At 61.0% G+C, this 12,081-nt stretch carries 11 protein-coding genes; 2 read left to right on the top strand and 9 right to left on the bottom strand.

Annotated elements, in window-relative coordinates; all coding sequences use genetic code 11:
- Positions 1 to 59: 59 nt before the first annotated feature.
- Both H7C18_RS08680 and H7C18_RS08675 read left to right on the top strand, forming a co-directional pair.
- Complete coding sequence (locus H7C18_RS08680; protein WP_185128630.1) at positions 60 to 524, top strand: hypothetical protein; 465 nt, start codon at positions 60 to 62, stop codon at positions 522 to 524.
- A gap of 22 nt (positions 525 to 546) precedes the next feature.
- The gene (locus H7C18_RS08675) at positions 547 to 2,145 is read left to right on the top strand and encodes a DUF1731 domain-containing protein (RefSeq protein WP_185128629.1); all 1,599 of its coding nucleotides are present in this window, start codon (positions 547 to 549) and stop codon (positions 2,143 to 2,145) included.
- A gap of 547 nt (positions 2,146 to 2,692) precedes the next feature.
- On the opposite strand, the gene H7C18_RS08670 is transcribed toward H7C18_RS08675, so the two are convergent.
- Genes H7C18_RS08670 through H7C18_RS08630 form a run of 9 tightly spaced genes read right to left on the bottom strand, consistent with a single transcriptional unit; the run spans position 2,693 to position 12,074 of the window.
- Complete coding sequence (locus H7C18_RS08670; protein WP_185128628.1) at positions 2,693 to 4,555, bottom strand: DUF6382 domain-containing protein; 1,863 nt, start codon at positions 4,553 to 4,555, stop codon at positions 2,693 to 2,695.
- A gap of 19 nt (positions 4,556 to 4,574) precedes the next feature.
- Positions 4,575 to 5,078, bottom strand: coding sequence for an A24 family peptidase (locus H7C18_RS08665; RefSeq protein WP_185128627.1), 504 nt, complete (start codon positions 5,076 to 5,078; stop codon positions 4,575 to 4,577).
- A gap of 26 nt (positions 5,079 to 5,104) precedes the next feature.
- Entirely contained in the window at positions 5,105 to 6,040 is a 936-nt protein-coding gene (locus tag H7C18_RS08660) for a hypothetical protein (RefSeq protein ID WP_185128626.1), read from the bottom strand.
- The gene (locus H7C18_RS08655) at positions 6,003 to 8,273 is read right to left on the bottom strand and encodes a hypothetical protein (protein WP_185128625.1); all 2,271 of its coding nucleotides are present in this window, start codon (positions 8,271 to 8,273) and stop codon (positions 6,003 to 6,005) included. Before H7C18_RS08655 ends, H7C18_RS08660 begins: the two co-directional genes overlap by 38 nt.
- Positions 8,274 to 8,295: 22 nt before the next feature.
- Positions 8,296 to 9,021, bottom strand: a complete 726-nt coding sequence (locus H7C18_RS08650; protein ID WP_238357555.1) for a TadE family protein — start codon at positions 9,019 to 9,021, stop codon at positions 8,296 to 8,298.
- Positions 9,002 to 9,211, bottom strand: a complete 210-nt coding sequence (locus H7C18_RS08645; protein WP_185128623.1) for a Flp1 family type IVb pilin — start codon at positions 9,209 to 9,211, stop codon at positions 9,002 to 9,004. Before H7C18_RS08645 ends, H7C18_RS08650 begins: the two co-directional genes overlap by 20 nt.
- A gap of 21 nt (positions 9,212 to 9,232) precedes the next feature.
- Positions 9,233 to 10,099 (bottom strand): type II secretion system F family protein, encoded by an 867-nt coding sequence (locus H7C18_RS08640; RefSeq protein WP_185128622.1) that lies wholly within the window; start codon positions 10,097 to 10,099, stop codon positions 9,233 to 9,235.
- Positions 10,096 to 10,836 (bottom strand): type II secretion system F family protein, encoded by a 741-nt coding sequence (locus H7C18_RS08635; RefSeq protein WP_185128621.1) that lies wholly within the window; start codon positions 10,834 to 10,836, stop codon positions 10,096 to 10,098. The genes H7C18_RS08640 and H7C18_RS08635 overlap by 4 nt, the downstream gene beginning before the upstream one ends.
- Positions 10,809 to 12,074, bottom strand: coding sequence for a TadA family conjugal transfer-associated ATPase (locus H7C18_RS08630; RefSeq protein WP_185128620.1), 1,266 nt, complete (start codon positions 12,072 to 12,074; stop codon positions 10,809 to 10,811). The genes H7C18_RS08635 and H7C18_RS08630 overlap by 28 nt, the downstream gene beginning before the upstream one ends.
- Positions 12,075 to 12,081: the final 7 nt, after the last annotated feature.

Below are 12,081 nucleotides of genomic sequence, written 5' to 3'. Positions count from 1 at the left end.
CTCTTGAGGGATTATTTTAACAGCCTAGAAATCGGACCAACTCTTGGAGGTGTTTCATCATGAACCGAATCGGCAAGCATTCAGCCTGGACCGTTGCCGTTCTATCCATGCTATTGATGGGTACCGCGTGCAGCAGCGATAAAGACAATTCGAACGCCAGCGCCTCCGTAACCCCGAGCGCAAGCTCGAGTGCGAGCGCAAGCGCGACGCTTCCCTCCGATCCCGGCGCCAGCGACCCGGCCGTCGCTTCTCCGGACGACTCCCCATCCCCGACTCCGTCTCCGTCTCCGTCCGCGGATACGCTGGACGGAACGGGAACGTACAATGGATTGGGGGACGCCAATTCCATCGAAATTCAATTTAACGGACAACCGACTCCGTTCCGGATCGATCCGTCCATCGCGGACAAGCTGTCCGGCTGGGAAGAAGGAACTGCCGTCAAATTCCAATATACGGAGACGACCATCGTGTCGGACGGCAATTCTTTGAAGCAGTACACCATTGTCAGCATCGACAAGCAATAACGGAGAAAAGGGAAGCGATTCAATGCGCGTAATGCTGTGCGGAGGTACCGGTTTTATCGGAACGGCGCTCTCCGAGGCTCTGCTGGAGCGCGGGGACGAGGTATGGATTGTCACGCGCCAATTGCCTGCGGCTCCGGCTGCAGGCCTTTTGTATGTTACTTGGGAGGAATGGTCCGAGCGGCCGGAACGGTGGAGCGGAATCGACGCCATCGTCTGCCTTTCCGGCGAGACGATCAGCAAGCGCTGGACCGAAGAGGCCAAGCGCCGCATTCTGGTCTCGCGCACCCAGACCGCCCTGCATATCGCCGACATCGTCAAACGAATGCCGGAGCCGCCGAAGGTGCTGGTCAATGCCTCCGGCATTTCGCTTTACGGACATTCGTACTCGCCGATCGTCAAACCCGAATTCGCGCCGAAGCCGAAGAAAATGAAAATGAAGAAAAAACGAGACGACATCGGCAATTGGCGCGAGGAATGGGAAGCCGAACAGGATGACCGGCCGCGTCCATTCGTCAGCCAGGCGGAACAAGTGGGGATTCGCGGATTCACGTATGGAGCCCGACCGGAGCGAAATGACGCTTCCGCCTCAGAACGTCGCGAAGACGAGGGCGTTGCGGACATGCATCCCGAGACGGAACGAGACGCGTTGCGGTCAAACGCGTCTTCGCCGGCCGAACCGCCCGCGGCAGGCCCGCAGCCCGTTCGCTCGACGGAGCTTGATTCGCACGAGTTTTACTTGGATGATATTCATGCGGGGGAATCCTCTGCCGACGAGTACCGTGCGCAGGCGCAGGAAACGCAAGCTTTCAATCGGCATTCGGTCGAGTCGCAGAAGGAAGAATCGGTCGAAACGGAACAGCCGGCGGCGAATCCCCGTGCCGCCGATCTGCGCGAGGATGACGATTGGGCGTCCGTTGCCGGCGAACCCGGCGCTTCCGGCTCCTCTTCGGAGGAATTCGATCTGGAGGAGCTCCTGGCCTCGCTTCGACCGAAGGATAAAGAGCGCAATCGGTTCGATTCGGACATCGCCGGCAATCCTTCGGCTGCGGAGAACGACTCGATTCCGGATTCCGAAGAACCCGGCTGGTTCGACGAAAATGATCCGCCGCAGCCCGAAGACCTTCTGGGCAGAACGATCATCGCCTGGGAGGAGGCCGTCGACCAAATTCCGGTCGAACGGATCGTGAAGCTGCGCATCAGCCTCGTGCTGGGACGCAATGGCGGCACGTTCCCGCTGCTGCGGCTGCCCTATCGCTTCTTCGTGGGCGGGCGCATGGGGAGCGGAACGCAAGGGTTCCCATGGATTCACCTTCAGGACTTGGTCTCGCTGTTCCTGTTCAGCCTCGATCGTCCCGACCTGTCGGGGCCGGTCAACGCCGTCGCTCCCGATCCGGTCAACAACGACACGTTCGGCCGCACGCTCGCCCGGGTCACCCGCCGGCCCCATTGGCTGCACGTGCCGCCGTTCGTGCTGCAAAAAGCGCTCGGCGAGCAGTCGGTCCTGCTGCTGACCGGGCAGCACGCCTACCCTCGAAAGGCGCTGGAACACGGCTTTACTTTCGCTTTTCCCAAGCTCGAGGACGCGCTTCGCGACTTGACGGGCCGACATTCCGGCAGTTGAAATGGAAGCCCTGGAAGTTTGGCGAATCGGCCTCTCTTGAACTCGAGCGGAGAGGCTTATCTTGAATCGGGTGAATAGACTTTCCTTGAATCAGGGGAGTGGACTTCCCTTGAAATCGGGTGAATAGACTTCTCTTGAAATCAGAGGATTAGACTTCTCTTGAAATCGGGTGAATAGACTTCTCTTGAAGCTGAGTGAATCACCTCCGCCTTTTCGAATAGAGGGTTGAGAGGCGGGCCCTGGGGCCACCGCCGCTCTAACGAATCTGAACGACGCTATTCGGTAAAAATCAAGGGATTTCCGAAAGTAACGAACTTGAGAGACCTTATTGGGCTTACGCCTCCCGTGTCCTGGATAATCCGAGGCAAATAAGATCGCTCAGATTCGTTATAATGTGAATCTTTGACTTTATGGCCAAATAAGAACGCATAGTTTCGTTAGACTAACTTGGCACGGCATCGCAGTGAATCGCCGCAAGGATCAGCGCAGCGAATTCCGGCCCCTATAGGCGAGGACCCCGATTGCTTTCGGCGGTCCTCGTTCTCGTTCAGCCGCAGTTGAAGCGATAGAGAGAAGAAGCGATCTGGATGCTATCCCCTTCCTGAAGGGGATAGCTCTCGTAAGGGGCCATCGGCACTCCGTTCAGCCAGCTGCCGTTTCGCGATCCCAAATCTTTCGCTCGCCACGTTCCTTCCCCCCGCACCAGCTCCAGATGAGCACGGGAGACGCCTTGGGTCTCGTCCACATGTTGCGCCGCATCTTTGGAGCGTCCGATTACGATCGACTCCCCCTGCAGACGTATTTTTCTTTTGACGCCGTCAGATTCCCATTCGAGAAAAGGCTCTTTGGCGGAAAGCGAGCCATCTGCCGGCAACAGCGCCGTCTCGTTCCCGTCCGCAGACAACCAGCTTGTATGCGGCTCTAACGGTACGGAATCGAAGCCCACCCGTTCTTCCGCGGGCCAATCCGACCACGCCATCCGGCTACCCTCGCGCTCTTCGTTTCCTCCGCCTCCTTGCCAACCGCGAAATCCCGTCCGATCGCTTCCCGCACTCTCGGCGCCGACAGAGGAATGAACCATCCCCTTAACGTTCGACCATTCCTTTTCGTCGGAAGCGCCGCCCCACCCGATCGGCCGTTCCGCTTCTTCTCCGAATCGGGAGGGCCAACGGGTCCCTTGACGGTCCCCGTCCGAAGCGCCGCCGGACGAGGCTTCCTCCCCATTCCGCCGACTTGAGGCTTCCTGTTCAGCGGCGGCTTCCTCTCGGGGCCACATTCCGGCTTGGGCCCGCGACCGGCTCCACAGCGCTTCCTCCCGAACGCCAGAAGCGTCTCCCGGAACGTCCGCGATTTTGTCGCTCTCGGCACCCTCTCGGCCGGCAAACAAGGAACGGTTCGCCTTTGCCCAAACGTTGCCTTTCCATATTCCATACGCCGCAGCAATCGTTAGCAAGCTGAGCCCCGTCGCGATCAGCAGGCTTCTTCTGTCCGGATGGGGCATGTACAGAAACTTCCAGATGAGCGCCAGAACCATGACGGTCCCGGTCAGCATCAGGACGCGCCTTCGGGAGTGATCGGCAGCTGGATTCGCTAACGTCTTCTTCTCCTGCTTCTCGCCGCTTCTCTCCGCTCCCAGCAGTCCGGAAAGATGATGCGGATCCGACAGGGAAAGGCGAGAGTAAGGCTTGGGCTCCGCGACCGGTTCCTGACCGCGAATTCGATTCGCCGAAGGAAGGCGGGCAGCAGGAACGGCATCAACCTGGGGAACGGAGAATGCCAGGGGCTTTTCCTCCGCCGGGGCGGCATCCTTTCTAGGCCCGTTCCGATCTCCGCTCATGGCCCGGTCGGCCAAGATCTCCCTTGCGAGCCTTAAAAGCGCGCCGGGCGAAAAATCGGGAGAGGCCGTCAACCGGAGCAAGCGCTGGAGAGCGGCGCCGTCGGGCGCTTCGACGTTCATGACCCAGCGTACGATTAATTTCTCGACGGCGGCGGCGACGGAGACGGGCGGTTGGCGCCCTTGAACGGGCACGTAGACGAGCGCCAGATCGTGCCCTTCCTCGCCGACGAATATCCATTCGTCATCCAGGGCGTAACGCTCCACGTCGAGCATATATTCCCGGCCCTGCTCCAATATTTCGGCCAGCCTGCAGAGCGTCGCGACCGCCTCCCCCATCGTCCAGCGGCCGGAGCGCAGCACGGCCGCGAGCATTCTTCTTCCGGACAGCGAATAGCGGAACGCGACCGAGCCGTCCAGCTCTTCGGTCTCGAGCCGAAGCAGCCCGGGATACGCGGAAGGGGTCAGCATCCGCAGTTGCAGCCGGTCCAGCTCCTCGGGCCGGATAGGCGGTTCCCCTTCCAGCACCATTCGATGTCCACGGCCATGCTCGAATCGAACCCGATAACCGTCCATACGAAATCTCTCCTCGCTCTCATGAAATGAACGCCAGCCATACGAACGCGGGAACGACGGCCAGCATAAAGGGGAACGCCGTGCCTCCTGCCGCGGCGGCCGCGCCCGCCTGTTCTTGCCCTTTTTGCCATGGCCACTCGATCCGCGCCAGCGCTCGCCTCCATGCGGGCACCAACCGGACGATCAGCACGGCCAGCGCCAGCCCTCCCGCCGCAAGCATCGACAAAGCCATCAGCTTCCAGACCGGCCATACACCGCCCCACGTCCCGAACGCCGCAAACCATTTGACGTCGCCTCCGCCGATCCCGCGAAGCAAGTACATGGCCAGCAATGGAAAAAGCCCCGCAGCCGCGCCCAAGACGGCCCCTTTCAATCCGTCGAATCCGCTTGCCGCCGTCTGGTACACGAATCCTCCGCAAGCGAAAAACACCGTCAGACGATTCGGAATTTCCATCCGCCGAACGTCCGTCCAGCATGCGAGCGCAAGCATGACGCTGGCTGCCGCCCATTCCAATCCGTTCATCGTTCTCCTCCCTACTGATCCCCATGCTACTTGGAAGCAGGCACCACCTTGAACTTCTGCCGCAGCTCGGCTCCGCTCCCCGATACGGCAACCCAGTCCCAGTCTCCCGGCGTCGTATTGCCGGACACATGCCAGGTCCAAGAGATCTGTCCCGCGCCGTCGGCCGTCGCCCTGCCCAAATGCTTCGCCTGACTCTCGCCGCTTTTGTAATAAACCGTCAGGTCGACGCTCTCTCCGGGCGCGGCTTTCAACGTCAACGTGACATCATGGCCTCGCGTGACCGGGCTCGGCTCGATCGAAACGACCGTCAAATCTCCTTGCCGCGCCTCCGGCTTCTCCAGCAAGGCTGTCGACGGAGAGCCCCCGATCCAGGCCCGTTCCTTTGCCGCTTCGCTTAATGACAACGGCTGACCGATAAACGGGATGCGAAAAGGCAGCCGATACTCCGCCTCGATCGAGAGGTACGCGTCGTTTCGATCTTCCTCCGCCGGAATGCCGGCGGAAACGATCGACAGGCGCGACGAATCCAGGACACCCTGGTCCGCATAGCGTGCTGCCCAAACCTCGAACGTCTTTTTCGCTGCCGCTTGCTCCAATGAAAAAGAACCGTCCTCCGCCTGCATGACCCAATCGCTTAGCGGAGAAGGGAGCAAATCCCCGAATTGAGCCAATGTCTGGCCCGCATCCTCCAGCTTCTGTTCCCATTCCTGCTCTTTCTGGTAGACGGAAGAGGAGCGGATAGAATCGAGTTCCGCCGATATCGGATACCACTCCGCCGCCGCTTGCCGGACGGTCTGCGAAAGCGCCCCGTGCAGCGCCATCGCCGTCACCGAGGTTTGGATCAGATAGATAAGAAACAGCATGGCAAAGAGGAATAAAGGCGTTACGAGCGAAGCTTCCAAGGTGATGGAGCCTTCGCGGGAGTCACTGATAAGCGTCGTCCGCCTGGTAGTTGACTTCATACCGGTCTCCCGTCACCTTCCCTCCCCAATTCCCGGTTCTGCCGACGACTTTGACGATGCCCGGGAAAAACCACAGGCGGAGCGAAGCGGCCGCCTCCCCGCTTACATAGGTGTAGAGGCGCTCGAACGCGAGTCCCGTCGCCGACTCCATAACGGCGATGCTCCTGGCGATCTGACCGGCGGAGCCGCCATGCAGCAGCATAAAGAGTCGCAAATAATCGGTATACGTCGTCTGCACGGACGAAGCATACTTGGAGAGCGGAATGGAGCCTCGGTTCAATAGCGAGGTCATATCGGCGACCGCATTCTCGATCGCATAGACAAGCGCCGCGGCGAGGACGACGAGCGGGTTTCCGTACTTGGCCGACTCCACGAGCCCCTCCATCGTCCGAATGGCCAGCCGAAAAGCGAAAATCTCTCCGTATGCGGCAGCGATATTGCCCGAAGGATTGTTCAGGCCGTATAAAATGAACTCGGTCTGCTGCTTGTCCGGCTTCGTAACGTCTTCCGTTCCTCCCTCCAGCATTTCCTTGATCTCTGCCGGTTCCGTGTGCGTAAAGCGAGAAATCGTATATTCCGACAAGTACAGGTTGTCGCGGCCCGCCGCCAGCGCATCGCCTAGCGCTCCCAGCCATCCGCTTGCGGAAGACAGCGCTTGGTCTCTTCCTTCTTCCGGCAGAGCCGCGCGGCTCTGCTCGACTTCCTCCGCTTCAGCCTGATTCCATTCCAAGTTTTCCTTGGCGAGCCGGGCCAGCGTCGCGAACGCCTCTTTGTCCTCTTCCGAACCGGAAGCCCCGGTAAGCGATCCGAGAAACGAGGCCGCGCCGCTCCATTTTTGCTTCGCCTCCCGCTCCAGGCCCTTCCGCTCCCCGTCGCCGGACCGATGCGCTTCCAACGTCTCCTGACGCTGCAGGATGATCGAACCGCCCGGTCCGTATTTCATCCGGTAGCCCGATTCCTGCGTTTGCAGCTTATCCGCTTCTGCACGCAGCGCCGATCCCTGTCCGGACGTACCGGGCGCGGAGGAAGCCAGAGAAGCGAAGCCGGCAGCCTCGGCTGTCTTGGCCTCCCCGTCGCCGCTCTGAGCGTTCAGCTCCTGCGTGTATTCCGAGAAAAACGTCTCGTCGAGCACCAGTTCCCCGGCGGTCTGCCGCCACTGCCGAATCGAGCCGGCCGGATCGCCTTCGAGATTCGAGCCGCCATCGGCTTCGGTTCCCTGCTCCGGTGCTTTTACCGACTCGGCCCGGCTCGCGATATCCCGCATCCGTTCGTTCGCAGCCTCGGCGTCAGCCAGCGACGACCGGGCTTCTTCCAATCGTTGCTCCGCCGCCTGCAGCGCCTCTTCGGACCGTTCCGCGATCGTGCCGGAAAGCTCGCGCACTCCTGACTCATAGGCTGCTATTTGCCGCGAATACTGCGGTTCGCCTCCGGAAGGATACGGTTCGTCGAAATCGTCGCCTTTCGACTCGGCCTGCTGCTTTCGCTGCTGCCAGGCTTGTACCGCCAGGCTATGCTCCTCCGCCCGGCTGCGATCCGATTCCCGCTTCGCAACGTAATCGTCGTACATCAGCGCGGCATCGACGACCGTCTGCGGCCGGTCAGCCGTCTCCGTCCCGCTCAGCGGCACGGGCGGATTCGGCACTTGATCTCCCAGCGCGGCCGCCAATTTCTCTCCGGCTTCCTTCTGCGCCTTGAACGCCGCATCCAGCGCCGCTTCCCTTTCGTCATAAGCTTTGCGCATCTGCTCCAGCAGGTCGACGGATTCCTGCGTCTCTTTTATGACCGATGTAAGGCCTTTGAACTTGGAGAGCAGCTCCAGCGTCAAATCCACCGGCGCCTTGATCTTCATCTCCTCCGTCACCTGCCGGCGAAAAACGTCGTGCGAAGCGAGCGGACGGCTCTCCATCACGCCGGTATCGCTCCATTTCATGTCGAGGAGGCGGAACGTACCGTCTCCCTCGGGCTCCGAATTTCCTTGCAGCACCTGATTGAAGATGTCGTCGGCGGAGTCGCCTCCCCGTACGAACAAGCCGTACTGCTCGTAAACGCTCGGATCATAGGAAGACAGCACCGAGCGGGCGCCGGATTTGACCGCGAGTTCCGCTTGCTTCCGGAACGTCGCGATTCTCGCATAATCGATCAGCAGGCCCGTTACCAGAATGAAGCCGGCCGTTACCGCGGCGAAGTAAATCGCGACGGACCCTGAAACGCGACGACGTTTGCCAGCCTTCAACCGCTCTCCTCCTCCTTCGCGTTCATGACTTGCCGGCGGACGAAGATCTGCTTGACCAGACCGACTTGATCTTCTGAAGATAAGAGTCTTCTCCTTCTGCCGCTCCCTTCATTTTCTTGGCGTAATAACGGACCGTATCGAAAGACCGAATGAATTCCGCCGGCTCCACGACGACCGCATCCGTACTCGCCCCCAAGAATGAAGTGCCGTTGAAGCGCCGAAGCGGTTCGGGTACCGCCGTATTGAAGGCAACCGTGGAGACGGTCCGCTCCAGCGTACGGTTCAAATACGACATCTTCCCCGATAAATCGGAAGCGAGCGGCCCCGCCCCCGCTTGCAGCTTGCTCGCCGCCAAGCCGTCCCCCGAACCGGAAGCGGACGGAAATTCGACCGCCACGCCTTTTCCGTCATCGTTGCCGAGCCACCCGGCAAGCACGCCGTCGTCCAGCACGCGCCAGTACAATCCGTCGTAGCTTCCCTCTGGATACGCCCCGGTCAAGGGGTCCTTGGCCGAATTCGACCAATTGAACGCCGTCCGTTCCCCCGCGATCGCAGTTCGGTAATAGACGATTGCGTTCTGCGCGATATAGATCGCGAAGAACAGCACCAGAAAGGTGAGAATGAAAATAACGGGAAACACCAGCGCGCCTTCCAGGCTTGCCGAGCCGGTATGGTCAGCCCACCAGCGGGCTTGCTTCACCTTCGGGCCAAGAACGCTCCATTTGCGGTTAAGTGGAAAAAACATCATCGGAACCTGACTGTACCTTGCCGAACAAATTATCCAGAATCTCGAGAATCTTATCTTTAAACAGCAGCGCCACCGCAATAATAACGGCGCAAATCAAGACGATCTCAAGCGTTCCCAGCCCGTCCTTGTTCCTCCAAAAACCGGTGACGAGCCTGGCGCTCCACCGCTGCAGCATTTTGCTTTGATTCATGTCGGCTAACCTCCGTAATTGTTATTGGGACATCATCAGCATGGACGGCGTTCCGACCAGCACCAGAATGAGCAAAAAAATGACAACCATCGGGAACACCATCTTCGACGACGCTTGCTCCCCAAGCGTCCGGGTTACCGCTTTGCGCCGCTCCCACAGCGTTCTCGCGAGCTCCCTCAGCGCGGAGACGAACGTCTCCCCGCCCCGCCGCGAATTGATCAGCAGCGTCGTCGCGAACATCTTCGCTTCGGGAACCGCGCTGCGTCTTCCGAATTCCTCCAGCGCGACCACCAGCGGTTCTCCCCGGCGCACCGCCTCGAGCGCGTGGCGCAGCTCCGCATATAGCGGATGCGACTTAGGCGCGATGCGGCCGCTTTCCTGCCGCTGCAGGCATTTCTCCAAGGCGCGCATCACGTTCTCCCCCGCGTTCACCATGAGCAGCAGCCGGCTCAGCAGCTCCGGCAGCTCCAGCACGATCTGCCGGCGCCGCGAGTCCACTTTTTTCATCAGATCTTTGTAACGGAGCACCGGCAAAAGCGGGGCGACCATCAGGCCAAGCAGCGCCATCTCGCGGCTATCCGCAGCAATGGATAGCGGCCCGGAGGCGAGCAGTACGGCCAGGGACGATCCGCCCGCCTCCGCCGCCCATCGAAGCAGTTGATCCTTCGTGCAGGCTCCGCCGTTCAGGACGGCCAACGCCGATCGCGGCCTCTCCAGCCAAGGTTCGATCCGGCGGTAGACGCTCTCTCCTTCGATCATGGCCCGCACCGGATCGTATAGGAAATGGAACTTTCCCGTCCGGCTTTCCCTTTTCCTCCAGGCCGCCGCCAGGCCGATCCCGTATGCAAGCAGCACCGCCGCCCAAGCGGCAACAATCGCCGTTCTCATAGGCGAATGTCCATAATGCGGAGGATCCACCAGCAGCACAGTCCGAGCAAAGCCAAGCATACCGTTAGAATCAGCCAGCCGATCCCCTGATGGAGCCCGTCCATGTAATCGCCGGCGAAAAACCCGAGCAGCCCGACGAACGCGAACGGCATCGCCATCATGAGACGGGATTCCAATCTTTTCTGTGCAAGCAGCACCATCAGTTCCAGCTCCACCTCCATCTTCTCTCCGATCATGCCCGCCGTTCGGCGGACGACCTCGACCAGATCGCCGCCGGCTCTCTTGCAGATCGAGATCACCTCGGAGAAGCTCCGCGCCTCTTCCAACCCGCTTCTCTCGGCGAAATCCGCTAGGGGAACTTCAAGCGGCTCCCCGTTTCGGCAGCGGTTCACCACTGCCCGGATCTCCACCAGAATGTCGGCTTTCGGATCTCCTATCAGCAGCTCCAAATCGTCCTCCAAGGCGGCAAAAGCGTTCTCGACCGAGCGTCCCGCCGCCAGCAGCGAACCGAGCGCCTGAAGCATGTCCTTGAAGGAGCGGCGCAGCCGTTCCTGGCGCTGCCGCTGCCATCTTCGCCGGAGCAAGCCCGGAGCGAAATAGCCTCCGGGAACCGCGAGCAGCGCGACGATCGGCTGCCTGTACAACACCCATACGGCCGCGAAACAGAAGCAGGCGCCGATCAAGAAAGCGGCCGACTGCTGAAACCGGGTCAGTCGGCAGATCCGGTAATCCGGCATATCGCTTCTCCTTCCTTCAAGCCGGCGAACGCCAGCTTCTCCGTGGCGGCCAGCTCGTCCGTCCGGACCAGGCTGCCTTGAATGACGCCGCCCCTCTCGCCTTGCTCCTCGAATTTAAACAGCGTTCGCAGCTCCACCTCTCCGTTCCGGCATCCCCTCACTTCGCAAATTTCCGCAACGCGGCGCGACCGGTCGCGGAATCGGCTCAGATGAACGACGACATCGAGCGCCGAAGCGATCTGCTGCCGCACCACCCCGACGGGAAGGTCCGCCCCGCCGAGCACCATCGTCTCCAAGCGCGAGATCATGTCGCGCGCTCCGTTGGCATGGCCGGTGGACAAGCTGCCTTCGTGGCCGGTATTCATCGCCTGAAGCATATCGAGCGCCTCTTCCCCGCGCACCTCGCCGACGATAATCCGATTCGGCCTCATCCGCAGCGAAGCGCGGATCAAGTCCCGCATGCCGATGCGTCCTTTGCCTTCGGTATTGGCGTTGCGCGTCTCCAGCGAAACCAGGTTCGGAACGCCGCGAATTTGCAGCTCCGCCGCGTCTTCGATCGTGATCACCCGTTCGTCGGCGGGAATCCACTGGGACAGCGCGTTCAGGAACGTCGTTTTGCCCGAGCCGGTGCCGCCGCTGATGAACAGGTTGTACTTGGCGCGAACCAGCAGCCGGAGAAACGCCGCCGCCTCCTCCGTCAACGCGCCCAAGGCGACGAGCCTCTCCATATCGAGCGGCTGCCGGGGGAAACGCCGGATCGTGACGGTCGGGCCCTTCAATGCGATCGGGGGAAGCACCACGTGGACGCGCGATCCGTCGGGCAAGCGGGCGTCGACGATCGGGGAAGCCTCGTTGACGATCCGGTTCACCCGGCCGACCATCGCCTGAATCAAATCCTCCAGCCGCTCCTCGCTCTCGAACCCGATCGGCACGGCGCGCAGCTCGCCTTTGCGCTCGACGTAAATCTCCCGGTGCCCGTTGATCATGATCTCGGTCACTTCCGGGTCGTCCAGCAGCGGCTGAAGGGCGTCCAGCCCCCGAAACGAGTGGAAAAGCCGGCGCACCGCCGCTTCCCGCTGGGCGGATGTCAGCTTCCGGGCCTTCGCGTGCGAGAAGAGGACGGATTCGATCAGCCGGCGAAGCTCCCCGTCCGTCACCTCGGCGTCCCAGCTCAGCCGGGTTCGCACGTCTTCTCTCAGTCCGGTCAGCTCGGCCTCCGTCAATGCCGCCTCTTCCATCCGGTTC

The organism is Cohnella zeiphila, assembly GCF_014212055.1.
GTDB classification, from domain to species: Bacteria; Bacillota; Bacilli; order Paenibacillales; family Paenibacillaceae; genus Cohnella; species Cohnella zeiphila.
Note: the sequence above shows the minus strand (reverse complement) of the source record. Positions and strands in the feature narration are given on the sequence as shown.